Annotated in this window: 19 protein-coding genes; all 19 read right to left on the bottom strand. The window is 57.7% G+C overall.

From position 1 onward, the window contains the following. Nucleotides 1-85: 85 nt before the first annotated feature. On the bottom strand, nucleotides 86-901 hold the full coding sequence (locus AC0YNU_RS13970; protein ID WP_475757403.1) for a response regulator transcription factor: 816 nt from the start codon (nucleotides 899-901) through the stop codon (nucleotides 86-88). A 19-nt stretch (nucleotides 902-920) separates the two neighbouring features. Then, nucleotides 921-2,777, bottom strand: coding sequence for a cache domain-containing sensor histidine kinase (locus AC0YNU_RS13965; RefSeq protein WP_475757401.1), 1,857 nt, complete (start codon nucleotides 2,775-2,777; stop codon nucleotides 921-923). 147 nt (nucleotides 2,778-2,924) lie between these two features. Next, the gene (locus tag AC0YNU_RS13960) at nucleotides 2,925-4,610 is read right to left on the bottom strand and encodes an extracellular solute-binding protein (protein WP_475757399.1); all 1,686 of its coding nucleotides are present in this window, start codon (nucleotides 4,608-4,610) and stop codon (nucleotides 2,925-2,927) included. A 32-nt stretch (nucleotides 4,611-4,642) separates the two neighbouring features. Then, nucleotides 4,643-5,518, bottom strand: a complete 876-nt coding sequence (locus tag AC0YNU_RS13955; RefSeq protein WP_475757397.1) for a carbohydrate ABC transporter permease — start codon at nucleotides 5,516-5,518, stop codon at nucleotides 4,643-4,645. 18 nt (nucleotides 5,519-5,536) lie between these two features. Next, nucleotides 5,537-6,487, bottom strand: a complete 951-nt coding sequence (locus AC0YNU_RS13950) for an ABC transporter permease (RefSeq protein ID WP_475757395.1) — start codon at nucleotides 6,485-6,487, stop codon at nucleotides 5,537-5,539. Nucleotides 6,488-6,689: 202 nt separating this feature from the next. After that, nucleotides 6,690-8,276, bottom strand: coding sequence for an ABC transporter substrate-binding protein (locus AC0YNU_RS13945; protein WP_475757393.1), 1,587 nt, complete (start codon nucleotides 8,274-8,276; stop codon nucleotides 6,690-6,692). A gap of 57 nt (nucleotides 8,277-8,333) precedes the next feature. Beyond that, nucleotides 8,334-9,263: a carbohydrate ABC transporter permease gene (locus tag AC0YNU_RS13940; RefSeq protein ID WP_475757391.1), complete on the bottom strand. Its 930-nt coding sequence runs from the start codon at nucleotides 9,261-9,263 to the stop codon at nucleotides 8,334-8,336. Nucleotides 9,264-9,283: 20 nt separating this feature from the next. Next, the gene (locus AC0YNU_RS13935; RefSeq protein ID WP_475757978.1) at nucleotides 9,284-10,189 is read right to left on the bottom strand and encodes an ABC transporter permease; all 906 of its coding nucleotides are present in this window, start codon (nucleotides 10,187-10,189) and stop codon (nucleotides 9,284-9,286) included. Nucleotides 10,190-10,502: 313 nt separating this feature from the next. After that, the gene (locus AC0YNU_RS13930; protein WP_475757389.1) at nucleotides 10,503-12,788 is read right to left on the bottom strand and encodes an AraC family transcriptional regulator; all 2,286 of its coding nucleotides are present in this window, start codon (nucleotides 12,786-12,788) and stop codon (nucleotides 10,503-10,505) included. A 355-nt stretch (nucleotides 12,789-13,143) separates the two neighbouring features. Further along, complete coding sequence (locus tag AC0YNU_RS13925; protein WP_475757387.1) at nucleotides 13,144-14,031, bottom strand: carbohydrate ABC transporter permease; 888 nt, start codon at nucleotides 14,029-14,031, stop codon at nucleotides 13,144-13,146. A 15-nt stretch (nucleotides 14,032-14,046) separates the two neighbouring features. Beyond that, nucleotides 14,047-14,937: an ABC transporter permease gene (locus AC0YNU_RS13920; RefSeq protein ID WP_475757386.1), complete on the bottom strand. Its 891-nt coding sequence runs from the start codon at nucleotides 14,935-14,937 to the stop codon at nucleotides 14,047-14,049. Nucleotides 14,938-15,030: 93 nt separating this feature from the next. Then, on the bottom strand, nucleotides 15,031-16,749 hold the full coding sequence (locus AC0YNU_RS13915; protein ID WP_475757384.1) for an extracellular solute-binding protein: 1,719 nt from the start codon (nucleotides 16,747-16,749) through the stop codon (nucleotides 15,031-15,033). Nucleotides 16,750-16,878: 129 nt separating this feature from the next. Next, a complete protein-coding gene (locus AC0YNU_RS13910) occupies nucleotides 16,879-17,958 on the bottom strand; it encodes a helix-turn-helix domain-containing protein (RefSeq protein ID WP_475757382.1) in 1,080 nt (359 codons plus the stop codon). Beyond that, complete coding sequence (locus AC0YNU_RS13905) at nucleotides 17,955-19,748, bottom strand: sensor histidine kinase (protein WP_475757380.1); 1,794 nt, start codon at nucleotides 19,746-19,748, stop codon at nucleotides 17,955-17,957. Before AC0YNU_RS13905 ends, AC0YNU_RS13910 begins: the two co-directional genes overlap by 4 nt. Before the next feature lie 147 nt (nucleotides 19,749-19,895). After that, a complete protein-coding gene (locus AC0YNU_RS13900; protein WP_475757378.1) occupies nucleotides 19,896-21,704 on the bottom strand; it encodes a sulfatase family protein in 1,809 nt (602 codons plus the stop codon). Nucleotides 21,705-21,928: 224 nt separating this feature from the next. Next, nucleotides 21,929-22,906: an ABC transporter ATP-binding protein gene (locus tag AC0YNU_RS13895; protein ID WP_475757376.1), complete on the bottom strand. Its 978-nt coding sequence runs from the start codon at nucleotides 22,904-22,906 to the stop codon at nucleotides 21,929-21,931. Further along, nucleotides 22,903-23,910, bottom strand: coding sequence for an ABC transporter ATP-binding protein (locus AC0YNU_RS13890; RefSeq protein ID WP_475757374.1), 1,008 nt, complete (start codon nucleotides 23,908-23,910; stop codon nucleotides 22,903-22,905). Before AC0YNU_RS13890 ends, AC0YNU_RS13895 begins: the two co-directional genes overlap by 4 nt. Further along, complete coding sequence (locus AC0YNU_RS13885; protein WP_475757372.1) at nucleotides 23,877-24,836, bottom strand: ABC transporter permease; 960 nt, start codon at nucleotides 24,834-24,836, stop codon at nucleotides 23,877-23,879. Before AC0YNU_RS13885 ends, AC0YNU_RS13890 begins: the two co-directional genes overlap by 34 nt. After that, the gene (locus AC0YNU_RS13880) at nucleotides 24,833-25,804 is read right to left on the bottom strand and encodes an ABC transporter permease (protein ID WP_475757370.1); all 972 of its coding nucleotides are present in this window, start codon (nucleotides 25,802-25,804) and stop codon (nucleotides 24,833-24,835) included. The genes AC0YNU_RS13885 and AC0YNU_RS13880 overlap by 4 nt, the downstream gene beginning before the upstream one ends. Between the last annotated feature and the right edge of the window lie 92 nt (nucleotides 25,805-25,896).

The following is a 25,896-nucleotide window of genomic DNA, read 5'->3' as shown; positions in this document are numbered from 1 at the left end:
TCCTCTCTTTGCCCGCCTTGCGAGCGACTCTTCTTGCGCTGAACGGCTTCCTGCTTCTAAGCATGCTCCTATTGAATGGTCTGTCCTAAGCATAGCTGTTGCGATACTCGGTCGGCGTCACGCCGTACTGCCGCTTGAATACTTCGCGAAAATGATCCAGATCCGCATAGCCGATTCGCTCGCAAATCTCGTAAATCCGGTTGGAAGGATCCTTCAGCAGACGCGCGGCCTCTTCCATCCGCAATCGGATGATCGCATGATTGATCGTCGCGCCGGTCACTTCCTTGACGAGCACGTTCATGTATTTGTCGCTGAGCCCGACCGCGGCCGCAACGTCGGGCAAGGCCAAGTCCTTGCGCATGTAATGGTCCTTCATATAGCGGACCGCCTGGTCGACGAGCTTCTTCTTCTTCAAGTCGCCGGACCGTTCGCCGGCATCCGAAGTATCAGCCCGGCCCGGCTGCTGTCCGCCCGGCGTCAGCCCGGATCCGGCGGCGCCGCCGCTCCGCGCTTCCTGCTCCGCGCGCAATTCCCGGACGACATTCGCGAATACGCCGGCGATTTCGCCGGGATCGATCGGCTTCAGGATATACTCCTGCACCTGAAGCTTGATCGCCTTCCTGGCATGCTCGAACTCGTTGAGCCCGGACAAAATGATGCAGCGGATGTCTGGCTTGCGCGCCTTGAACGCTTCGATCAGCGCCAGCCCGTTCATCTTGGGCATCCCGATATCGGTCAGCAGCACGTCCGGCTGCTCGCGGCCTTGATCCAGCCAAGCCATCGCTTCCTCTCCGTTCTCGGCGGTGCCCAGCAACGAAATGCCGAGCTTCTCCCACGGAATGGAACGGGCCAGCGTCTCGCGAACCGTCCTCACGTCCTCCGCGATCAGCAGCTTGAACATCGGCTTCGCCTCCTTCCTGTCAATCGAGCATTCGGGGACGAACCGGCAGGATCGCTTCGACGCAGGTCCCTTCGGCCGTCGGCACATAACGCAGCCCGAATGCTCGACCGCCGTACAATTGAATTCTCCTGTGCACGTTCAGCGTGCCGTAGCCGGTGCCGCTTCCGAACGCGGAATCGGCCAAGGCGTCGCGGCCCGGGGACGAATCGGCCGCGGGCTGTTCCCGCAAGGCGCGGTTCATCCGCTCCGGATCACAGCCCGCTCCGTTGTCTTCCACGCGCAGGATAAGCATGGTGCCTTCAAGCCTCGCCGTGATCGCGATCAGGCAGCCGGAGGAGCGGCCGGCGAAGCCATGGATGATGGCGTTCTCCGCCAGCGGCTGCAGGATGAAATGCACGATGCTCATGGACAGCAGGTCCTGCGGGACGCGGACGTCGATGCGCATATCCTCGATCATCATCTGTTGGATATGCAGATAAGCCTCGACCTGCTTGATCTCTTCCTGCAAGGATATCCAAGCCTGCCCCCGGTTCAGTCCATAGCGGAATACGTTCGCAAGCGAGCGCACGATGGCGCTCGTCTCCAAATCCCCGGCCATAATGGCCCGGCAGTTGATCAGATCGAGCGTGTTGTACAGAAAATGAGGATTGATCTGCGCGTTCAGCAGCTCCAGCTGAAGCTGGCGCCGCTCCATCTCTTCCGCGAACGACTTCTCGACCAGCCCGTGAAGGGTGACCAGCATGGAGGCGAACTGCGCGTTAAGCGCGTCTACCTCGTAAATGCCGGAGCGTTGGTCCGGCAGCGGCTCCTTGAATTCCAGCACCTCCGGACGCTGAATGGCGCGGGCAAGCCTCGTGATCGGCACGGTCACGCGCACGACAATACGGCGAAGCCAGATGCCGGCGACCAGCAGGGCAGCGGCGGCGGTAATGCCGCCGATCGCCGAGATCGCGAACGCGTACCGGTTGAAATGGCTCTCCGGCACGATCGTAAGCAGCCTCCACCCGTTCTCCAGCGTCTCGTACATGACGCGGTGCCGCGCGCCGTCGATTTCGGCCGTGACCGATCCCGCGCTGCCCGCCAATGCGCGCACGTAAGGCAGCTCGCCCGCCGATTCGAGAAAACCGTACCGTTCGCTGAAGATGACCCGGCCGTCGGCATCCAGCAGCAGATGATAGCCCGACGCCAGCGAGGCATTGTCGAACACGCTTCGGATGCTTCCGGAATCCGCGCCGACGATGACGGTGGCGATGCTGCGGCCGTCCTTGATGCTCGTTTTCTTCGTGGCCGAATAGATCATGGCGGCGTCCGCGCGTCCGGCCTTTTGTGCCCACCATACGGTTTGCCGCTCCCCGCTTTGCAAGGAAAGGTACCAGTCCTGGCGTTGCAAATCCGCATCCTTGAAGATTCCCGTCACCGGATCGAACCGGTCCGCGGCGAGCGGGTATAGGCCGCTCGCCGGCTCGAGCGCGACGGACACGACGTACGACTGCTGGACGACGCTTCGCGAACCGGAATCGCCGAGAAGGGACAGCAGCGACAGATTTTGCAGGTTGGATTGGAGCGTGAACAGATCGCCGACCGCCTCGTACGGCTTCTGGTAGGCGCTCTCGAGCAGGTTTTCGATAGATTGGTTCGATACGATGAAGGCCGCCATATTGTTCATCGTGTCGAGCTGGTATTCCACGTTCCGGTAGACGAATTTCATCGATTGCTCCGCCATCTGGCGGGTATGGTCGTTCTGCACCCGAATCAGAATATAGCTGGCCGACGTCGCGAACAGCGCGATGAACGTCACGATAAGCGCGAACACCGGAAGGCTGATCCGAAGCAGCAGGCTCGATGGCCGGCTGCGCTTGGGCACGCTTGCAGCCATGGCCGCTCCCCTTTCTTCATCTTCTGCAGGTGATCGCTGCCCCTTATGGGAATGGAAAAGCAGCCCCCGCCAATGCGGATGAACCGCGATTGACGGAAGGCTTGCGTTTGACCTATATGCCTGAGCGTCTTGACTGCTTCATGACGCTTACTTGCCCGCCTTCTTCTGGAAGGATGCCTCGAGCTCGCCGATGATTTGATCGCCGCCCTGCGATTTCCACTTCTTCACGAAGTCGTCGAATTTGCTAATATCGCCGCCCATGATGATCTGGGTGAATACCGAATCGCGCATCGTGTTCAGCTCGACCATCTTGGCGAGCTTCGTCGGAGATTCGAGGTAATTGGCCGCATCGGTAATTTGGAATTTATTGTTGATGGCGACGCTAAGCGACTCGGATACCCGCAGCGGCAGGGATTCCAGGTAACGCGGCCAGCCTTTCAGGCCGGGAGCAAACAGGTAGCTCTGTATGCCGCGGAAATTGCCGTTCTTGTCCTGCTGCGTCTTCGGATCGACCAGCTCGGTGACCGTGACCGTCTTCATCTTGCCGTCGACGATCGTATAGTCCTCGCCCTCGATGCCCCAGACGGACAGCATCTCGTTCTCCGGCGACAACGCTTCGTCGATAATCGACAGCACGCGCTTCGGATCCTTCGTCTTGACGCTGATCGCGTTCATCTGGCTGAAAGGAGCGCCTTGAGGAGCTACCGCCGTGCCGTCCGGACCGACAAGCGAATCCATCAGCGTCAAATATTTGTACGGCAGATCGGCCTGGTTCGGCAGCGAGCCGTCCGCCGCCAGCTTGCCGCTCTTGATCAGCTCGCCCGTCTCGATCTGCGTATCGTAGTCGCTCGCGGTGGACCACCAGCCCATCCAGGAGAACACCTTGCCGCTGTACAGCTTCGCTCTCAGCTGCTCTTCCTTGATCGTCGCGAACTCCTTGTCGATGAGTCCTTCGCCGTACATCTTCTGCAGGAACAGCAGCGCTTCTCTCATCCGAGGGTCGGTATCGAAGCTGCTGAACTTGCCGTCTGTCTGGGTGAAATAACCCGGCGTCACGCCGAACGCGCCGAAGATGTTGTCGAAGGAGTTGTTGGCGAATTTGACCTCGCCGATCTGAGCCGTGTATCCGCCGAGCGGAATGACGTCCGGCTTCTCCGCCTTGATCTTCTTCAGCAGGTTGTAATACTCGTCGAGCGTCTTCGGCACGGATGCGCCGGCCGCATCGATATAATCCTTGCGCATGACGAGATTCCAGCGATAGCCGGCTCCGGGACCGCCTTGGTACGGAATGCCGTAAATCTTGCCGTTCACCTTCGCCTGCTCGAACACCTCGGGCGGCACCTCGCGCATGATGTTCGGCGTATCCGTCGCGTTGATCATGTCGGTCAAATCGACGAATGCCCCCTGCTGCGCGTATTTCTGGAAGTCGTCGGCAAAATCGATGCGCGTCACGTCGGGAATGTCGCCGCTCGACATCTTCAGGTTGAGCTTCGTCTTGTACTGCTGAACGTCGACCATCTCGGGTACGATCTTGACGTTGAGCTTCTTCTCGATCGCCTGCTTGACGACATCCTTCGAAGCGTCATAGGGCAGGGAGATATCCTGACCCTTCAGCCACTTCAGCTCATACGGCCGGGCATCGTCCGCCGACGGCGTTGCCGCTTTGCCGTTCGTCGTCGTTGCCGCCGTCTCCGTCTTCGTGCCTTCGGCCGGTTTGTTGGCGTTCGCGTTACCCGCCGTATCGTTATTGCTGCCGCATCCGGCAAGCGTGACCGTTCCGAGCATCAGCGCCGCAATCGCGCCGTAGCTCATGCTTTTGATCCGTTTTGTCATCTCGTATTCGTCCCCTTTATGTGTTCTCTTCCTTAGCCTTTGACCGAGCCGATCAGCATCCCCTGTTCGAAATATCGCTGGATGAGGGGATAGATGACGAGCATGGGCAGCGCGACGATGACGATGGCGGACATTTGGATGCCGACCGCCGGCGGCGGCTTGCTGCCCGCCGCTTCGAGCAGCTCCGGCGGAAGGCTGGAGCTGGCGATAATGTTCCGCAGGATGAGCTGCACCGGCGCTTTATGCCAGTCCGTTACGTAGAGCAGCGCATTGAAAAAGTCGTTCCAGTAGGTGACCAGATAGAGCAGGCCGACCGAGGCGATCACCGGAAGCGAGATCGGCAGGACCACCGAGCCCAAGATGCGAATCTCGGAAGCGCCGTCGATCGCGGCCGACTCCCGCAGGCTCTCCGGAATGCCCTCGAAGAAGGATTTCATGATGATCATGTTGAACGCGCTGAAGGCCATGACCAGAATCAGCACGTAATCGGTGTCCAGCAGGCCCAAGTTCTTGACCGTGACGTAGGTCGGAATCAGCCCGCCCTTGAACAGCATCGTGAAGACGAAGATCAGCATGATGATTCGCCTGCCCGGCAGCCGCTTCTCGGCGAGCGCGTACGCCGAGCCCGCGGTAAGCGCCAGCGCAAGCAGAACGCCGGCCGCCGCGTTGCGGAGCGTGACCCCGTACGAGCCGTAGATCAGAGAGCCTTTCTTCAGCAGATACGCGTAGTAATCGAAGCTGAGCGAGGACGGGAACAGCACCATGCCGTTCTTCTCGCTGAAGATCGCGTACGGCGTTACCGACACGGAGATGACGTACCAGAACGGAATGATGATGATGATGGTCAAGATCGTGAGTACGACGTAATTCGTGGCGACGAATGCGCTCTCGCCTTTCGTAAGCTTCATCGGTCCGATTCCCCTTTGTCAGAAAATGCCGGAATCATTGATCCGCTTGGCAATATGATTGGCGATCAGCACCAGCGCAAGCCCGATGATCCCTTTGATGACGTCCGCCGCCGCCGCGAGGCTCAGACTGAACTGTTCGATGCCGACCCGGTAAATGTAGGTATCGAGGATATCCCCGACCTCGAATACCATCGGGTTGTACAGGTTGATGACTTGATCCAATCCGGCGCTCATGAGGTAGCCGACCCGGAGGATGAAGATCACGACGATCGTGCTCGCGATGCCCGGCAGCGTCACGTGGATGATCCGGCGGAACCGCGACGCGCCGTCCACGATGGCCGCTTCGTACACTTCCGGGTTGAGTCCCGCGATGGCCGCGATGTAGATGATCGCCGCCCAGCCCATCTCCTTCAAGGCATCGGTCGCCACGAGGATGGTCCGGAAGTACGCGGGATCGACGAGCAGGTAAGCCGGCTTCCCGCCGAACAGCTCGATGATTTTGTTGATGATGCCGGTCTCGGGCGAGAGCAGGATCGTAATGATCCCCCCGTACACGACCCAGGACACGAATCTCGGCAGGTACACCGCCGTCTGCAGCGTCTTCTTGAACCACTTGGCGCGGATCTCGTTGAGCGACAGTGCCAGCAGAATCGGGCAGATGAAGCCGCTTAGCATCTTGTACAGGCTGATGATCAGCGTGTTGACGAACGCGTTCCGGAACATCTCGGAATCGAACAGCATCCGAAAATATTTCATCCCCGCCCAGGCGCTGCCCGAGAAGCCTTGGATGACGTTGTAATCGGTGAACGCGATGCTGATCCCGTAGAGCGGCAGGTAATCGAACAGCACGACCCATGCCAGGGCGGGAAGGAGCAAGGCGTACAGCCATCTGAATCTCCATACCCGCTTGAACGTTTTTCCCTGCGACAGCCTCCTCTCCTTGGCGATCTTCACAGCAGCCAGTTCCATCTCTTCCTCCTCCGATCGTTTCTCTCTAGCCCCGCCTATGGATCAAGTAAGTGCTTACATTCGTAAGCTTACCGGATATCGGCGGCGGGCAAAACCGGAGCGAAGGACGATATTACCCGGTAAAAGTCGCATGCCGCCGCATGACAAAGGCGGGCACCCGGTGCCAGAAGCTGCCGAATACCCGCCGATCGCGATCACTTATTTAGTTGGCCGCGAGGAACGCATCGATCTGCTTCTGCAGCTCGACCTGGATCTTCTTGGCGTTGCCTTCGGCTTCTTTCTTGAACTTCGCCCACGTCTCGCCCGGATCGACGACGCCGTCGAACAACGCGTTGTAGTATTTGTCCTCGGTCGCGTTGTAGAGCGAGATTTCGTTGGTCACGGGCGCCGGGTCGAACGAGAAGCCCGTCAGGATGCTCGCCGTCAGATTATCCGCGTCCTTGTTGAACTGGTAGTGCTTGATCGTCTCTTCGTCGAAGCCGGCGTTAAGACGGTCGAGCGTCGGATTCCACACCCAGGCATACGGGAAATAGGAGTAGCCGTTCCCGATCTGCTTGTACTGATCGTCGCCGACCTTCTCGTAATCCTTGCCTTCGATGCCGTAGGCAAGCAGATCGTAGTTGTCCTTCTGCGCGGTCCAATTCAGGAACATCATGGCGCGCTCTTTGTTCTTGCTGACCTTCGGGATGGCTTGGAAATTCGCCTGCTTGAAGTTGGTGATGTTCTTGCCTTTCTCCATTTGAATGAAGGTAACGGCTTCCATCTCGGCACCCGGAACATTTTGCGCAAGCGCGGTGTTCAAGCTGGACGGTACGCCGAATTCGTTGTATACGGCTGCGGCGACCTTGCCCGAATTAATGACGGAATCGACGTCCTTGATCGCGAGGATATCGGGATGAATGAGTCCGTCCGTATACAGCTTTCTGGCATCCTCGATCCAGGACCAGATTCGCGGCTCCATCGCGTCGAACAGGTTGTAGACCTTGCCGTCGTTGTTCTTATAGTACAAGACGAGACTTTGACCGAGCGCATCCGTTCTCAGATACTGCGGATCATATTCCATGAACGCTCGGAACGCGCCCCACGATACGTCCTTCTGTCCGGATTGGCCGTAGGCGAGCAGCGGAACGACATCCTTCTGGCTCTCCTTCACTTTGTAAGCGAAACTGATCAAATCCTCATAGGTCTTGATCGGAGGCACGCCGAGCTTCTCCCGGATATCCTTGCGGACCAGGTACGTTCTGCCCGCCAGATGATTGTTGCCGAGCGGGAGGGCGTAGATTTTGCCTTGAAACTTGTTGGCATCCAGCATTTGCTGGGAGCGGACGTTCGCGGCGTCTTGGCCGTATTTGGCCAGCAAATCGTCCATCGGCTCATAGTAGCCCGCGCTGATCATCTGATCCATGTGCAGCCACGGCGCGTCGAAGATCAGATCGACGTCCTCGCCGGATGCGAGCATGACCTGCGTTTTCTGCGCCAAGTCGGAGAACGGCACGAATACGACGTCGAGCTTGACGTTGAGCGTGTCCGCCATCCGCTTCTCGGCTTCTTGGATGACGAGATCCATATCGGCCGGACGGTCGCCCGGCATGACGATTTTGAGCGTGACCGGATCCAGCTTGGCCGCCGCTTCCCCGCCTGCCGTTTCCTCCGCCGGCGGAGCCGCATTGCCATCCGTTCCATTGGCCGCGTTCCCCAGGTCGTTCGCATTGTCGTTGGAGCCGCACCCGACCAGCACCGCAAGCAGCAGCACCATTGTTGTCGCTAACATGAACCCTCTTTTTCTCATTCTGTGACCTCCTATGGATATGGTTCTATTCTCAACCGGATGGTCTCCGGGTTAAGACTACCCTTTCAAAGCGCCGATTGTAATCCCCTTGACAAAAAATTTCTGGATGAACGGGTACAGGAAGACGATCGGTCCGATCGTCAGGCAGACGGTCGCCAGCTGTACGCCGTAAGTCGGCAGCGGCTGCGTATAGGTCGTCTGGCTGCCGCCGACGTACGCGCTCATGTTGATGTTCGAGATCAGCTGGCGGATCATCATCTGCAGCGGATGAAGCTTGTAGTTGTCGATGAACAGCAGCGCCAGGAAGAAGTCGTTCCAATACTGCAGCGCGTAGAACAAGCCCACGGTCGCGATGACCGGCTTCGAGATCGGCAGGATGATCCGGAAGAAAATCGTGATGTCGTTGGCTCCGTCGACCGTCGCCGCCTCGTTGATCTCGTACGGCAGCGTCCGGAAGAAGGATACCATGATGAACGCGAAGAACGGGTTCAGCATATAGGGCAGAATCAGCGCCCACAGCGAGTCCTTCAGATGCAGCCAATTGGCGATGAGGATATAGAACCCGACCAGGCCCGCTCCGAAGATCATGGTGAAATAGGTCAGGAAGGACAGCACGTTGCGGTATTTGACTTTGGGATGAGCCAGCACGTAGGCGTACATCGCGGTGATGAGCACCGCCAGCACGGTGCCGGCAACGGTCACGGTCGTGGACACGAGATAACTGCTCGCGATTTGCTTGCCGTGCAGGACGTACCGGTACGCATTCAGCGACAATTCCTTCGGAATCAACTGATAGCCATGCGTCTTGATGGCCGATTCCGCCGCGAACGAATTGATGAACGCCAGCCAGAACGGAATGAAGCAGGCCAGCGCGAACGCGCCGCAGAACGCGTAGATGAAGAGGACAAACGCCTTCTCGGATAAAGTGCGGTCGGTCTTGACCTTGATCGCCTTGCCGGATCGGACGTGTTGAATCGAGCTTTCCATGTGAGCACCTACCCGTTTTCTCAGAATAAACCGGAATCCTTGTCGATCTTCTTGGCGATCGCGTTGAAGATGACGATCGTGACGAGTCCCATCACCGACTGGTACATGATGACGGCGGACGATTTGCTGAAGTCGCCCAGCTGCCGGAGCGCGCGGTACGAATACGTGTCGATCACGTCGGTCGTCGGATACAATGGCGCGGTGTCGCCGACAATGCCGTAGATCATGCCGAAGTCGCCGTAGAATATCCGCCCGATTCCGAGCAGGGCCAATACGATCAGCACGTTGCGGATCAAGGGAATCGTAATATGGATGATTTGCTGAAACCGGGTCGCCCCGTCGATCCGCGCGCTCTCGTAATAATCGCCGGATATGCCCGTGATCGCGGCCAGGAAGATGATCGAGTAGTAGCCCGCGAACTTCCAGACGTAGATGATGGTCAGGATCGCCGGCCATATGCCGGGCTTCAGATACCAGTTCTGCCCGTCGATGCCGTTCGCGATCAGCGTCCGGTTCAAGATCCCCTCCGTCGTGTTGAGGAACGCGAACACCATCATGCTGACGACGAGCCAGGAGATGAAGTACGGCATGAAGACGAACGATTGGGCGATTTTCTTGAAGAACATGTTCCGGATCTCGTTCAGCAAGATCGCCAGCAGCAGCGCGAGGCCGAGGCCGCAGACGATGAACAGCCCGTTAAGGAAGATCGTATTGAAGGTGACCTTGTACCAATCGCTGCTCATGAAGAAGAACTTGAAATTGTCGAACCCGACCCATTTGCTTCCCCAGATGCCGTCGGCGAGCCGGTACTGCTTGAAGGCGATTAAATGTCCGGCCATCGGCACGTAAGCGAATACGATGAGAAACAAGAGGCCGGGCAACGCCAGCGCGTATAAATATTTGTTCCTCGCAATCTCTCTGATCATAGCCACTTGAGTGTTGGTCTCCCTTCCTGCTGTTCGCGGTTTTCTTGTGCTACGACCAAGCTTAGGGTCCGCGCTTCCGGTCTGCATAGTTCTAATAACGGAAAACGGCGCCGGAAGCCGCGCGCAGTCCAGGTTCTCGTTCCGGCGGCCGGGTAAGCAAAGCGGATTTCGGCCCGGAACAAGGTTCCCAAACCGGAAATGCGCCGGGATAGCCATTCCCGGCCAACGAAAAAAGCCGTCCCCAAGGTCTGTTCGGACCTTGAAGACAGCTTCCTTCGCTGCGTTGCTGCGTTGCTCCCCTGCCTATTCGCATTCATTTGTCGCGGTACTGGCTCGGCGTCATGCCTGTCGCCTTCTTGAATACCGTGAAGAAGTTGCTCTTCGTCTGAAACCCTGCCCGCTCCCCGATATCCGTCACCGTCCATTCGGTCGAGACGAGCAGCTCCTTTACTTTGGCGATCCGCTCCTGCAGGATGTAATCCGACAGCGTCACGTCGAACGCGTCCTTGAACAGCTGGCGCGTATAACGGGTCGAGAGCGAGACATGCTCGGCGATCTCCTCGATCGTGAGCATGGCATCGTGAAGATGCGTCTTCACGTAATCCACGATCTCCGACACGATCTCTTCGCGGCGGCTCGCCCCCTTCTTGTTGCTTAGATCGTCGATGATGCCGAGCAGCTCGCTCTCCAGCCAGCCGCGGATGCCGCCGAGCGTATCGAAGGATTCCAGAATGTGTTCGATGCCGTCCACGGATTCCACGGAGGGCAGCTTGTTGAACTTCTTGAACAGCGTGTACAGCATGAGCGAGAGCTGAAATTTGCTTTGCGCGTAACGCATCGCCTGCATATGCGCGAAGAGTTGATCCAGGATCGCCGATACTTCCTCGCCCTTGCCCGTCCTGACCTTCGTAATCAGCTCGTCCAGCAGGTTGTCGTCGGCCAGCGGCTGCACGCTCCGCATATACGCCTCGAAATCGCGCTCGAGAAATATTTTGTCTTCACCGGAGACGAACCGCAGCATGGTCAATTCCTGGATATGCTGATACGTCGCGCGTATGTCTTCACCGAAATCCAATTGGCCGCTCACGGATACCGTCACCTGCACGTTGACCCATTGCCGGATCTGTTCCTTCACGTCCTCCAGCAGTCCCGTCACGAGATCGAGGGACGAGGCCGGGCAGGCGATCAGCAGGGCGAGATGGTCGCTGCCCAGATCCACGGCTTCCGCATGCCCGCTTCGGCGGATGATCTCCTCGGCGATGTTGCCCATCGCGTACTTCATCAACTTTCTGGACGCGAAATCGTATTTGTCCTGGAACGCGCTGTAGGCGTTAATGCGGACGACGCTCAAGTAGAGACCCTCGTGGTCGAAAAGCCCGGTATGCTCATGGAGATATTTCTCGACCGGCGAGATCAGCTTGCCCTGCAGGATCCACTGGCGGAGGTATTCCGTCTTAATGACGTTCCGATGCTCCCGCACGGAATCGTCGAGCCGGACCATCTTGTCCTCCAGCATCTCGATGCCGTACCGGATGACGCGATGCTCGTCCAACGGGCCTTCGTCATGCTTGTTCTGGAGAGAGCCCCCGAACTTCGTCTGCAATTGATCGGCCAGATCGGAAAACGGCTGATAGGTTCGCCGGGAGTTCCAGAAGAGGATCGCGAGCAGCAGCACGACCATGCCGGCGATAAAGACCGTCATCTTGGTCAGGAACGCGTGGAAGTCCGCGCGAATGCCTTCGAGCTTCGCCATCTGGTACATCGTCCAGCCCTGCGGCTCGATGAGCGCGTATTGCACCGACCAGGATTCCTTGTCGTAATCGATCGTGTAATTTCCGGAGGCCGATTGGTCCACCGCCTTGGCAGCGAGCTCCGCGTAAGGCACCGACGCATCGGGCGAACCGAGCATCACGTTGCCGGCACGATCGAGAATGAACGACGTGAATCCGGCATTCCCGTTCTCTTTGAGCAAATATTGCTTCATTAAGGCATCGTTCATCAGCAAGACCAGGTACCCGTAGGACGGCTGGCCGGAAGGCACCATCGGGATCATGAGCGCCAGCTGCTGCTTGCCGTCCGAACGGTGGAGGAAGAAGCGCTGATAGGATCGCTGCGGCTGCTTCGCCAGTTGCAGGATAGCCTGATCCTTGAACGGTCCGAACGCGGAGACGCCGGACTTCAGGTCAATGACATGCGCCGTTCGCATGTTGATCAGGTAGGCATCCGCAAGGTACGGCTCGGTCGTCATGTATTTGGTTCCCGCGGCCAGCGCCTCGACCTGGGCTTGCTGCGTCTCCGCGTCGGCCGATAGCCAGGCTTGAATGCTCTTATCCGCGTACATGGTGAAGCCGTACCCGATCATTTTGTTGAAAATAAAAGCCGCGTTATCCCGCGAGTGCGTGATCTCCGTTTCGTTCACCGTATCGATCTGTTTCATCGCGTAATGGGAGAATTGGTTCGCCATGAGGAAGACGAACGGAACGGACACGAGCATGAATAGCAGGGTCAACCCAAGGAATATCCGGATATGCAGCCGTCTGGGAAGATAGCGGTTGAGCGCTGCGGTCGATCTCAACCGTTGCATGATGGGATGTTGCATGCGGATCTGGGCCTCCTGTTTATCGTAATCGCCGTACGGATTCCGGCAGAATTTATTGTTATGAACATGTATATGTTCGTTTGAAACATAATTATAGATGGAATTAACAATTCGACCCAGCTTTTTCAAGTAAGCGATGATGACGAGGCCGTCCATTAAGAAGCGCTTTCAATGCCGCGCATGCCTGTCATGTACATTTTTGCACGCCCGTTCCAAAAAAGGAAGACCGTTTTCCGCCGCGCGGCAAAACGAAAAAGCGGCGGACATCGCCTGATGAGGTCGATGTCCGCCGCTTTTCTATTACGCATGCTCCATTCATGTTGATGCAAGCCTCCATCGCTTTCGCCGGTCCGGCCTACTCCTTCACGGCGCCGAGCATGATACCGGATATGAAGTACTTCTGCAGGAACGGATACACGATCAGCATCGGCACCATCGCGATGAACACCTTGGCCGCGTTCAGCGTCCGGTTCGACAGCTCCGACAGCTTCTTGTACTGTTCGGGCGTCAGGCTCGTGCCTGCGGGAATGTTGACGACAAGCTGTTGGATATAGGTTTGAAGCGGATATTTATTGGCCGTGTTCATCAGCACCAATCCGTTGAAGAACTCGTTCCAGTGATACACGCTTAGGAAGAGCGCCACGGCAGCCAGTACGGGAATCGCGCAAGGGATATAGACCCGGAACAAAATCGACCACGGTCCGGCCCCGTCGACGACGGCCGCCTCGTTCAGCTCCTTCGGCAGATTGCGGAAGAAGTTCATGATCAGGATCACGTCGAATACCGGCACGCCTCCGCCGAGCACCAACGCCCAGATCGTATTGAGCAAATGATAGTTTTGGATCGTGAGATACCACGGGATGAGTCCCCCGTTGAACAGCATGCAGAAGACCAGGATCCACATGAACGTATTGCGCATTTTGAAATCTCTCGAAGGCCTTGCCAGCGGGTACGCCATCAAGACCGTCATGAGCAGCGAGAACGCCGTGCCGAGCACGGTGCGTTGGATGGAAATCCAGAACGCGTTGAAGAACAGGCTGTCGTTGATGATTTCCTTATACGGCGCCAAGGAGAAGCCGATCGGATAGATCGTGACCAAGCCTGCGTTGGCGGCGGATTTCTCGGAGATCGATACGCACAAGGTGTACCACAGCGGGTACACGCAGATGACGAGCAGCAGTCCGAGGATGAGGACGTTGGCGGTTTCGAACGCCCTTGAGCTTAACGTTTTATTTCTGACCAAGGCGGTCGCCCTCCCTCAGAATACCGTGTAGTCGGCATAGCGATACGCCAGACGGTAAGAGATGAATATCAGCACGAAGCTGATGACGGACTTGAACAATCCGGCCGCCGTCGCCAGCGAGTATTGCAGATTTTGCAAGCCAAGCCTATAGACCCAGGTGTCCAGGATATCTCCGCTTGAATACACGAGCGGGTTATACAGGTTGTACACTTGATCGAATCCGGCGTTCAGCACGTTGCCCAGGCTTAAGACGCCGAGCAGGACGACGGTGGTCGACAATGCGGGCAGCGTGACGTGCCGGATCAACTGCCAGCGATTGGCGCCGTCGATGGCTGCCGCCTCGTAGAGATTCAGATTGACGCCGGTCAGCGCCGCAAGATAGATGATCGCGCCGAAGCCAAACTCCTTCCACACGTCGGTGCCGACGAGCAGGTACCGGAAAATGCCCGCATCCGCCATAAAAAGCTTCGGATCGTAACCGAACATGCCGATGATCTCATTGACGACGCCGTAATAACCGAATATCCCGATTACGATCGTCGCCATGATGACCCACGACAGAAAATGGGGCAGGTACACGACGGTCTGCACCAGCTTCTTGTAGCGCATGCCGCGAAGCTCGTTCAGCAAGATGGCGAAGACGAGCGGAACGAGCAAATTGAACACGATTTTGCCGATCGCGATAATAAAGGTATTGACGATGACCGTCTTGCTGTCGTTCAGTTGAAACATATACGTGAAGTTATCCAGCCCGACCCACTCGGACTTGAACAGTCCCACGCCCGGATTATAATTCTCGAAGGCCATGAGAATGCCGACCATCGGCACGATGTTAAACAGCGCGAGCCAGACCATTCCCGGCAGCAGCATGACATAATAGTGCTTCTGATGGCCCAATTTTCGCATTGCGGCCAACCTCCCGTCTCCCTGGCAGATCGCAAAGCCCGCGGAAGGCGCCGTTGACGCCGGCGCCCGCCGCAAGCTTCCGCTTCCGCGCGATTACTTCTTCAGCAGCTCTGCGACTTCCTTCGTGATGTCGTCTCCGCCCTGCGCTTTCCAGTCCTCCACGAATTTGTCGAAAGAGTCGACGGACGCCTGGCCGAGGATGATTTTCAGCACGGTCTCGTCTTCCATCTTCTTGAGGTTCGCCCATTTCGTTTCCATCGTAGTGGTCTGGTTGTAGGTGACGCTGAACACCTTCTTGTCGATCGGAGTCGTCGCGAACGGACGATCGCCGATCAAGAGGGAGTACAAGCGCTGGAAGTCGCCGAAGTTCGCCGTGCTGAAGTTGCCGACGTTCAAATCGTCGTAAGGGGGCTTGATGACGCTCTGCACTTTCTTCGCATCCGCGTACATCAGTTTGTACAAGCTGTTCGGTTTATTGTAATCCTCGGGCTTGGTCTCGCCCTTCAGCACCTTCAAGAGCTCGGTATACTCGTATTCCGTCTCGTTCGCCGCGGCCATGACGTTGCGAAGCGGATACCAGCCCACGTTCACCGACAAGTCGAAGGTCGCTTCGTCGCGCACGAGCGCGTTGTTCATGATGAGGATGGCTTTGGCGACATCCGGCTTGGCTTTCTTGCTGATTACGGTGTAGGTGCTGCCGGTCGTCTTCATGTGCGCGTTCCATTTGTTATCGTCGGAGTAGACCGGGTAGGCCTGCCAATTCGCGGTCGGATCGTTCTTGAAGGAGTCTCCGTTGCCGTAGCCGCCGTTCCACCATGGACCGAAAAAGATCCCTGTCTGATTGGCATTAATTGGATCCCCTACGTTGTCGCGGGTGCCGACCTCGGGATCGATCAGCCCTTTCTTGTACCAATCGGCGAGCAAGGCCAACGATTTCTTCGTACTGTCCGTCAGCGTTCCGTACGTGACCGACCCGTCGCCGTTGTCGAGCCAGTAACCCGGATACGCGTCCATCGCGCCGAAGACCGGATCGAAGCCGCCCATGTTGTTGGAGGACACGAGGAAGGTCGAATACGGGAACGAGTTTTTGGAAGGACCGGCGATGCCGATCGTTTTGTCCCCGCCAAGCTTGTTGTCCATGAATGCTTTCGCCGTCTTCTCGATATCCGAGAGCGTCTTCGGCACCGGCAGCTGCAGCTTGTCGAGCCAATCCTTGCGAATCCATAGGACGTGAACGCCGTCCGTATCCACGGTGATGTTCGGGAGCGATACCATTTTGCCCTTATAGCTGGCGTTCTCCATCGCGCGGCCGTCGGTGCTGGCCATGATGTCCTTCACCTGCGAGGATTGATACTGCTGGAACAGATCGGTAATATCGTACAGCAGGCCGGAGCTGGCCGCTTTCGTCATGAAGGAGCGATCGTCGACGACCATGCCGTCGGGCAGCTTGCCCGATGCGATCGTCAAGCTGACCTTCTGCTTGAAATCGTTGCCGGTGGCCGCGGTCCAATCCACGATCACGTTGATGTTGTATTTGTCCTTGAGGTAACGCGTGTACTGGTTGTTGCCGACGCTGTCGCCTTCCGGCAGCGTCTTGTCCGTCGGATCCACCACCATGCCGATGTGGACGTCGACCGGCTTCGGAAATTTGGAGAAGGCCAGATCGTCTCCCGTCAGTGCCGGGGTTGTCGAATTCGTGCCGGAATTCGAATTTGAGGACGCTTTCACATCGTCGTTCGCGTTATTGGAGCATGCCGTCAAGCTTAGACCAAGCAATACGACGGACAGCAGCGTTGCCATATTCCTTTTCATCTAATCCCTCCCCTTTGATTCTTGCCTTCCCATTGTACAATGTAAGCGCATTATTAAAGTCGGAAGGATGTGCCGGGTTTTGCGTCGGATACGGGTCCGGGAGGTAGAGATTTGTTCGATCGGCTGCGGTCATTCGTCCCCCTTATGGAATTGCGCCCGGAATTCGGAAGGCAGCAGACGGGTCTGTTCGTAGAACAGATGGGAGAAATACTTGGAGTCGTTGTAGCCCACGGCCTGAGCGACCCATGCGATCGACCGATTGGTCTCGCACAGCAGCCGCTCGGCGGCCCTGATCCGCTCTTGCCTGAGGTACTCGTTGAACGTCGCCCCGGTCAGCTTCTTGAAGCATTGGCTGAAATAACTTCTGCTCATGTGCACGTGATCGGCGACGTTCTCGGCATGCAGCGCATTCGAAGCCTGCTCGCGAATGAACGCCACCGCCTTGAGCATGCTGATCGTGGTATTGGTACAGTCGGAGGAGGCGTTCACTTTCGCGTACGCGCGGCTTCTGTAATCGCGCAGCCATTCGACCGCCGACCGGACGTCCTGCACGTCGGAGCGCGGCTCGGCATCCAGCGCGATCGCGTTCTCCATTTGCGACAGCACGCGCATGAACAGCCCTTCCAGACGGCGAAAGGAAACCTTGGCCTCCAGCGTCTGCTTGCAGAGGCGCTGGAAGACCGATTCATTATAGAGCCAATAGCAAGCGCGCCACTCCTGTTCCAGGGCGGACCACTGCGCTTCTTCTTGCAAGCGTCCGCTTGGCTCGGGGGCTGCCGCGGCCAGCGCGGGAGGATCGACCGCGCGATGCGGCGGCGAATTCCGGGGTTCGCCCGTCATTTGCTGCTGGATGCGTCTCAATACTTGCTCGTCGTCCTCGGATTCCAAGCGCACCTTGGAGATATAATCGAGCACGCCCATGCGATAGGCCGTTTGCACGTTCTCGAACTCTTCGTGAAACGACAGCACGACGGAGCGCAGGCCGGGAAATTTCTTGCTGGCGACTTGAAGAAGCTCCATGCCCGACATGACGGGCATCGACAGGTCCACGAACATGAGGTCGACCTCGTGCCCTTCCATGAACTCCAGCGCCTTCGCGCCGTTCGCCGCTTCTCCGACCACGATCATATCGTGATCGGACCACGGCATGATCGATATCAAGCCTTTCCGCGCAAGCTTGTCGTCGTCCACGATCAATACTCGAATCACTTCGCACTCTCCTTTCTAGGCTGAAGAAAAGGAAGCTCCAACGTAATCGAGGTGCCTTGGTTCGGCATGCTCTCTATGCCCATTCGGGCCTTAGGTCCGTAAAAGGATTCCAGCATGGATCGCACGTAACGAAGTCCGATCCCCCATCCCGTCTGCTGCTGGTCCGGCGTGTCGCGCTGCAGGAAAGCCAGCGTCTCCTGGCTCAGCCCCTTGCCGTCGTCGCGGATCATGACGCTCACCATCCGCGCCGTCTCGTCGGAAGAAATGCGGACTTCCAGCTTGCCGTTATCGTCGAGACCGTGACAGACCGCATTTTCCACGATCGGCTGCAGGATGAACCGCGCGACGGGACTGTCCAGATAGGCGCCTTCCTCGATGTCCAGCTTCACCTCGAAATCATGCCGCATTTGCTGCAGCTCCAGATAGGTTCGCATGGCCTCGATCTCCGATTGGAAGGTGGCCGTTTCTCCCGATTTGCCCAAGTTGTAGTTCAGCAAAATAATTAAGGACGAAATAAACTTCTCGATCTCCGCCTGCTTGTGCATCGCCGCGAGCCAACGCACCGAATTAAGCGTATTCATCAGAAAATGCGGGTTGATCTGGTAGGCCAGCTTCTCGATCTCGAGCTGATGCCGGCGCTTTTCCTTCTGCTCCACGTCCAGGATAAGCTGCTGGATTTGCCGCTTCATAATATTGAACTGATTGAAGATGCGGTCGAATTCGTCGATTCCCGTGCGATATTGGCTGGTGCGCATGTATCCTTTGCCGAACGTCCTCATTTCCTTCTCGATCCATTGAAACGGTCTGTTGATGAGCCGCCGCAGCAGCAGGGTCAGAATGAACATCATCAGGAGAGCCACGGCAAGAATCCAATACATATGATTCTTCCACGTATAGAGCTCGTGATTGAAGTAGGAGACGGGAAGAAGCAGCGAGACGCTGTAGCCGTAATCGCCGGTCATTCGGTTCCATACGTAGCCGTCCGTCACCCCCGATTGCCCGTTTAACGCGAGTCGTTGGCCGGCCGCGAAAGCAGCAGGATTGCTGCTATAGGTCACTGCTCCCGCCGCATCGGTTAAAACAAGCTCGTACGGCATGCGCATGCTCTCCGTAAGGGAGCCCATGTCGGTGGAGATGTCCGACTTGGCTTCCACGTAAACGACGAGCCGGGTTCCGTCCGAAAAATGAACTTGGCGCGTGACCGACACGACTTGATCGTCGCTGAACCGACATAAGGATTTATGCGGGGACTGGTAGCGCAGGTCTCCCATGCCGGCGACATCCGGCAGCGATTGCAGCGTGAAATCCCCGCGAAGCGGCAAATTCGAATAGGAAGCTTGTCCGTCGGCGGAATTATAGTACATCACCAGCTCCATAGCCGGGTTCGAGAACGTGATTAATCCGATGTTGTAGGAGATATCGCGAGAGAGTAGACGCTGATTGTAAGAGTTCGTGGCAGAGAGATAGGACTCCATCAGATTGCCGACCGTGCCTTCCGGCGTCATCTGCTGGGTAACCTGAAGCAGGTTATTGTACGTTTGATTGAGCTTCGTCGTCTGCTGGTACAGATCGAAAGCCATGGAGGTCTTGATTTTATCGTGCTGCATCGTGTAGATCGCATTGTAGGAGACCGAGGCCATCAAGATGGCGCATCCCACGAAGCCGACGGTCAGAAACACCATGATTCGTTTGCGGAGCGAGGAGAAGCCAAACCGATTGCGCAGCATGCGCATGAGGCTTGACTTCCGGCGAGCCGTTGCGGCGGACTTGTCAGGACGAATGTCTTGCACCTCCCAGCACCTCATAATCTGCCGCGGCCAATATCGCAAGCAGCAACAGCGCCGCGGCCAACAGAGATAGTTTATTATACTTGACGATTCGTTGCATCATTTTCGTTACTCTTCTATGAATCCCTAATAGGGCGCCCGCTTCCAATGCTATCGAATTCCTTCCCGTTCCGGTCTCAACCGCTTCCGGCTTCGCTGCTCCTCTAGCAAGCGGATCATATACCGAAAGACATCATCCGATTGTGGCGTGGCCCAGTCAGGATGAGCGAGATTACGAGACTCCAAGGGATCCTCCGTTACATTGTATAATTCGAACTGCTCAGGAACCGGAGCGGTTTTGCATATCACCTGACTGGCGGGTGCTGCGCCTTGCTCAGGAGCACCGCCTTGCCCAGGTGCTGCGTTATGCTCCGGATTCGCGCACCATTCGCCAAACAGCCGAATCGTGATGTCCCGCACGCCCGGTTCGACCCAGAACCGATCATGATCGAAGTACCGGGATAATTTCCACTGCTGATCCGGCCGTCCGTTTTGCCCGGGGAGATCGGCGATCACGGTCTCGATGTGGTTAGGCTGCACGACGGAGTTATACGCTCTTCCGAACGGATTGATTTGATGCTGACCCCGAGTCATATCGTCATCGGTCATGAAAAACACCGGCTCCCCGGGACGGACGGTTCCGCGAGTTCCATCCGCATCGCGACCGAGCAAACAGGGCGTCAGATCGCGGCCGACGAAAGGACGCACTTCGCTGAAGCGGCTTTCCAGCCGGCGCTGGATGGCGGGGACGTCCGCATCCGCGAGTCCAAGCATCGTAGGCAGCAGGTCGACATGCGAAGTTAGCGCGGACACGTTTTGCCTGTGCGGAAAGAGGCGCTTGTTGTTCACGAGGAAAGGTACGTGCAGCACTTCTTCATAAGCGCAGTACATTTTCTGATGCAGATGGCCGTGGGCGCCAAGCAGATCGCCGTGATCCGAAGTGAAAATGACGATGGTATCGTCGCTGAACGATGCGCGGTCCAGCGCTTCTAATACGTTCATGATTTGACGGTCCGCGTTTTTTTGCAATTGATAATACAGCTTGCGATAGAACGGCTCGTTCAAGATTGGCTGCACGGCCTTGGGATACGTATCCCTGTAGCTGGCCTGGCAGCTCGGCTTCGTATTCAGCATCTCATCGATCGTAGGCGGGGGAGGTACATCCGGCATGGGATCGACCTGAAAATGAAATAAGCCCGGCAGATGGGCAGTCCATGTGCCGTACAACGTAATATCGTGCGGATTTACGAAAGAAGCGACGACGAGCCATGGCCGCGCATCGGGGTCGATTTGTTTTTGACGGTCCAACGCTTCGAGCAGCGCCGCGGCCTCGTTACCGAATACGACGTCCCTCCCGCTCAAGCCACTCGCTGCCGATGAAGCGGAATTGCGGGGATTGCGCCCATGCGGCTCCGGCCCGATCCAGGACGAGAAACCGAAAGCATCCAGCGGGTTGGCGGACAAATAACGCCGTTCCGCCGGCGGATCCGGCACGCCGGTTGAAGGTTGATAGCTAGGCGTACTATCGTGCGTGCCTGGAACTAGAAGATCTTCATTCGAAATATGCCACTTGCCCTTGTAATAGGTTTGGTACCCTGCTTCGCGGAAGTAATTCCCCATCGTGGGCACCGTGTTCGGCGGCAGCCAGAACATGTCGGCATCGAAAGCCTGCTTCGCGATTCCGTTCGTTTGCGTCACGCCATGGAGCGAAGGGTACTGGCCGGTAAACAGCGTAGCCCGGCTCGGGCAGCAAGCGGCACTGCCGATATAGTGACGGTGCAGTTCCGCGCCATTCGCGCGCAATCGTTCATGGGCAGGGAGATTCGCTTCCCGCCACCGTTTAATCTCGGCGCTTTCGTAGACAGGAGGATAACGCTCCTCGTCGACGATGACGAGGAGGAAGTTCGGCTTCTTGATCATCGGCACACCCCCGAATTAACCTGCTCTAAGGCTAGTTGTATGCGGGCAAGGAAATCGCCATACGCCTCTCCATGGCCGGACAGGACTTGAATTGAACGAAATAAGCTGCCATAACGACAAGAGCGCATCCCTGCTGGGATGCACTCTTTAGGCTGCCGCTACGTCTGCGGTAAAATCGAATGGAACTGCTCATGCGAAAAGCCGCCCGCTTGGCGGCTTTCACATTAGGAAATCAATGGATAATGGCACGCGACTTCTCTATCCGCTCCGATCGGCAAGTGAAGCGGCTCCTCCGTCCGGCAGCGATCCTGCGCATACGGGCAGCGCGGATGAAACCGGCAGCCCGAAGGCGGATTGACCGGGGATGGCACCTCGCCCTGAAGCATGATGCGCTCCCGCTTCTGGCCGGGCGAAGGCTGCGGAATCGCCGACAGCAGCGCTTTCGTATACGGATGGGCCGGACGGGCGAATAATTCGTCCGCCGGGGCAACCTCGACGAGCTTCCCCAGATACATCACGCCGACCCGATTCGAGACATGCCGGACGACGTTCAGCCCGTGCGCGATGAACAGATACGTCAAGCCGAGTTCCCGCTGCAGCTTCATCATAAGATTCAGCACCTGCGATTGCACGGACACGTCGAGGGCTGACACCGATTCGTCCGCCACGATGAACTTCGGATTGAGCGCGATCGCCCGGGCGATCCCGATCCGCTGCCGCTGGCCGCCGGAAAATTCATGCGGATACCGGTTACGCCGGCTCACGTCGAGGCCGACCAGCTCCATCAGCTCCACGACGCGGTCGTCGATATCGAGCTTCGACATGCGGCGATGCAGCTTCAGCGGCTCGCCGATCAAATCCCGAACCAGGAAGCGGGGATTGAGAGACCCCATGGGATCCTGGAAGATGATTTGCATTTCTTCGCGCAGCGCGCGCAATTCCTTCACGCCGGCCTGCTGAATATCCCTGCCTTCGAACCGCACCTCGCCCGCCGTGGCCTTCTGCAAGTGCAGCATGACCCGGCCCAGCGTCGACTTGCCGCAGCCCGACTCGCCCACGAGGCCGAACGTCTCCCCGGGACGGACGCCGAAGCTGACGTCATCGACGGCCTTCACGTGGCCGACGGTCTGACCGAGCAGTCCTTTTTTAATGGGGAAATACTTTTTCAGCCGCTTGGCTTCGACCAAATACTCTTCGCTCATATCGCCGCCACCTCCGGGATTTCGTCTAGCCAGCAAGCCGTCCGATGGCCTTCGTCGCCTTCGTCGCCTTCGACGTCAAGCAGCGGCGGTTCTTCCAGCAAACAACGCCCCGTCGCATAAGGGCAGCGGGGGTGGAAGCGGCAGCCCGTCGGAATGTCCGCGATGCCGGGAATGCTCCCTTGGATCGCATACAGCTCGCCGCCCGCCCTCTCCTCGAGACGCGGAATGGAGCGCAATAATCCGATCGTATACGGATGCCGCGGCGCCTTGAAAATATGATCGACCGTGCCTTCCTCGACGATTGCGCCCGCGTACATGACGGCAATTCGGTCCGCCATCTCGGCCGCCACGCCCATATCGTGCGTGATGAGCAGCGTCGCGGTCTTCAGCTCCCGATTCAAACGGCGCAGCAAGTCGAGGATTTGGGCCTGAATGGTCACGTCGAGCGCGGTCGTCGGCTCGTCGGCGATGATCAGCTGCGGTTCGCAAGCGAGCGCCATCGCGATGACGACGCGCTGGCACATGCCGCCGGACATTTGGAACGGATACTGCTTCGCGCGGATTTCCGCTTCCGGAATGCCGACCAGCTTCAGCAGCTCCACGGCCTTGTTCCAGGCATCCTTCGCATTCATTCCCTTATGGATGCGCAGGCTTTCCGCGATTTGCTCGCCGACGGAGAAGACCGGATTGAGCGCGGACATCGGATCCTGGAAAATCATCGCCAGCCGCTTGCCCCGAATGCGGTTCATCTCGCTCTGGCGCTTATGCGTCAGGTCTTCGCCGTCGAAGGTTATCTCGCCGCCGGCGATAATGCCGCCGGCATAGTCGATCAGCCGCATGATGGCAAGCGAGGTCACGCTCTTCCCGCTGCCCGATTCGCCAACGACGCAGAGCGTCTGTCCTTCCTCGATCGAGAACGACACGCGGTCGGTCGCTTTCAGCAGCCCGTGCTCCCGCGGAAAGCCGACGGTCAAATTCCGGATTTCGAGAATTTTTTTCGCCATCGGTCCAACCTCCTCGCGGATAACATGGCTCTTTGGCGCGGATCAAGCACATCGCGAAGCCCGTCGCCGATAAAATTGACTGCCAGAACGACGATCAAGATGCACAAGCCGGGATAGACCGCCTGCAGGGGATCGACCAGCATGAATTCCTGCGAGTTCGACAGCATAAGCCCCCAGCTGGTCTGCGGAATCTGAATGCCGAGCCCCAGATATGACAACGCCGACTCGCTGAGAATGGCGCCGCCGACCATCAGGGTCGCGTTCACGATAATCGGCGCGGAAGCGTTCCGCAGCAAATGCCGGAATATGATGCCGAAGTCCGATACGCCGATCGCCTTGGCCGCTTCGACGTACTGCATTTCCCGCAGTTGAAGGAAGGTGCCCCTCACAAGCCGAGCCACGCTCATCCAACCCGTCAACGTCAGCACAAGAATCATATAGTAGAATTCCGAGCCGAATATCGCCAGCACGAGAATGTTCAGGAACAGCAGCGGAACGGAATTCATGACGTCCACCAGCCGCATGAAGCAGGTATCCATCCAGCCGCCGAAGTAACCCGACACGGCTCCGATCAAGGTGCCGATCAGCACCGATGCCATAGCGACGGAGAAGCCCACGAACAGCGAGACCTGACTGCTGTAGATCAGGCGCGAGAAGATATCCCTTCCCAGTTCGTCCGTGCCGAGCAGATGATTGCCCGATCCGGCAGGCAGGTTCGGAAACATCATGTCGATCCGAGAGGGACTGTAGGGGGCGATCAACGGCGCGGCAAACGCCGCCAAGACGAACACGATCAATACGCCTAACCCGACTACCGCAAAACGGTTGGCCGCGAACCGTTTCCAGCCGGAGCGCCACGCGGTTTCGGGCCGGCCGGATTGATGGACGGCGGTTCTGTCGTTCAAGGACACGCTCGCTTCGTTCATGCTGCCCTACCTCCCTTTCGATCCAGCTTGACGCGCGGATCGACCAGCGCGTACAAAATGTCCGCTACGAAATTGCCGATAATGACGAACACCGCCGTGATCAGCGTAATCGCCATCAGGACGGAATATTCCCGGGCGACGGCCATCTGCACGAACAGCCTGCCCATGCCCGGCCAGTTAAACACGCTTTCCGTCAATGCCGCGCCGGCGACAAGGATCGGCAGATCCAACCCGAGCAGCGTAATGATCGGAATAAGCGCGTTGCGGAGACCATGCCGGAAAATAACGCGCCGCTCCCGCAGTCCTTTGGCCCGCGCGGTCCGAATATAATCCCTGTCAAGCACCTCGAGCATGCTCCCCCGGGCATACTTCGAATAACCCGCGAGGAAGCCGAGGGTCAGCACGGAAACCGGCAGGACGAGATGGAGCAGCAAATCGCCCACGTTCCCTTCCTTGCCCATCGCCCACATATCGGAGAGCGGAAGCAGGTCCAATTTGAGCGCAAACAGCTCCTGCAAGATTATTCCGAACCAGAACGTCGGCATCGCGAATCCGATATAGGCGATGAAAGAAGCCGCCTGGTCGGACAGGCTGTACTCGACCGTGCTGTTGTAGATGCCCCACGGAATGGCGATCAGCAGGGAAAGCACCCATGCGGTTCCCATCAGGACCATCGTATGTCCGACCGTTGGCCAGATAATATCCCCGACGGGAATATGATTCTTGAACGTGTAACCGAGATCGCCCTTCAGCAGATCCCCCAGCCAGCTGAGGAATTGCCGCGGGACGGGACGATCGAGCCCGAGGTTATGGGCTTGGACTTGCGCCGCTTCCTGGGAGAGGCCCGGCGACAAATAAATCTGCCGCGGACCGCCCGGAGCCGCGTGGATCAGAAGAAAAGTCAGCACGACGATCAAGCCCAATACAAGCGCTGATTGCAGCAAGCGCCGAACGAAAAACTCCGCCATATCATCTACCCCCTTATCAAGGAAAGAAGGGAAGGACCTGATGGCCTCCCCTTCCGTTATCCATTGGATGTCGTTCTGAAGTTAGCCGGGCA

It is taken from the genome of Paenibacillus sp. J31P316 (assembly GCF_056269105.1).
The sequence above is the reverse complement of the archived record's forward strand: the minus strand, read 5'-3'. Positions and strand labels throughout refer to the sequence as shown.

Bases quoted from the DNA above. Each gene is read 5' to 3' on its own strand.
- AC0YNU_RS13895 (WP_475757376.1), bottom strand. From the start codon at position 22,906: ATGAGCGAAGAGTATTTGGTCGAAGCCAAGCGGCTGAAAAAGTATTTC.
- AC0YNU_RS13890 (WP_475757374.1), bottom strand. From the start codon at position 23,910: ATGGCGAAAAAAATTCTCGAAATCCGGAATTTGACCGTCGGCTTTCCG.
- AC0YNU_RS13950 (WP_475757395.1), bottom strand. From the start codon at position 6,487: ATGGAACTGGCTGCTGTGAAGATCGCCAAGGAGAGGAGGCTGTCGCAG.
- AC0YNU_RS13915 (WP_475757384.1), bottom strand. From the start codon at position 16,749: ATGAAAAGGAATATGGCAACGCTGCTGTCCGTCGTATTGCTTGGTCTA.
- AC0YNU_RS13900 (WP_475757378.1), bottom strand. From the start codon at position 21,704: ATGATCAAGAAGCCGAACTTCCTCCTCGTCATCGTCGACGAGGAGCGT.
- AC0YNU_RS13955 (WP_475757397.1), bottom strand. From the start codon at position 5,518: ATGAAGCTTACGAAAGGCGAGAGCGCATTCGTCGCCACGAATTACGTC.
- AC0YNU_RS13960 (WP_475757399.1), bottom strand. From the start codon at position 4,610: ATGACAAAACGGATCAAAAGCATGAGCTACGGCGCGATTGCGGCGCTG.
- AC0YNU_RS13970 (WP_475757403.1), bottom strand. From the start codon at position 901: ATGTTCAAGCTGCTGATCGCGGAGGACGTGAGGACGGTTCGCGAGACG.
- AC0YNU_RS13930 (WP_475757389.1), bottom strand. From the start codon at position 12,788: ATGCAACATCCCATCATGCAACGGTTGAGATCGACCGCAGCGCTCAAC.
- AC0YNU_RS13940 (WP_475757391.1), bottom strand. From the start codon at position 9,263: ATGGAAAGCTCGATTCAACACGTCCGATCCGGCAAGGCGATCAAGGTC.
- AC0YNU_RS13945 (WP_475757393.1), bottom strand. From the start codon at position 8,276: ATGAGAAAAAGAGGGTTCATGTTAGCGACAACAATGGTGCTGCTGCTT.
- AC0YNU_RS13935 (WP_475757978.1), bottom strand. From the start codon at position 10,189: ATGATCAGAGAGATTGCGAGGAACAAATATTTATACGCGCTGGCGTTG.
- AC0YNU_RS13880 (WP_475757370.1), bottom strand. From the start codon at position 25,804: ATGGCGGAGTTTTTCGTTCGGCGCTTGCTGCAATCAGCGCTTGTATTG.
- AC0YNU_RS13965 (WP_475757401.1), bottom strand. From the start codon at position 2,777: ATGGCTGCAAGCGTGCCCAAGCGCAGCCGGCCATCGAGCCTGCTGCTT.
- AC0YNU_RS13885 (WP_475757372.1), bottom strand. From the start codon at position 24,836: ATGAACGAAGCGAGCGTGTCCTTGAACGACAGAACCGCCGTCCATCAA.
- AC0YNU_RS13920 (WP_475757386.1), bottom strand. From the start codon at position 14,937: ATGCGAAAATTGGGCCATCAGAAGCACTATTATGTCATGCTGCTGCCG.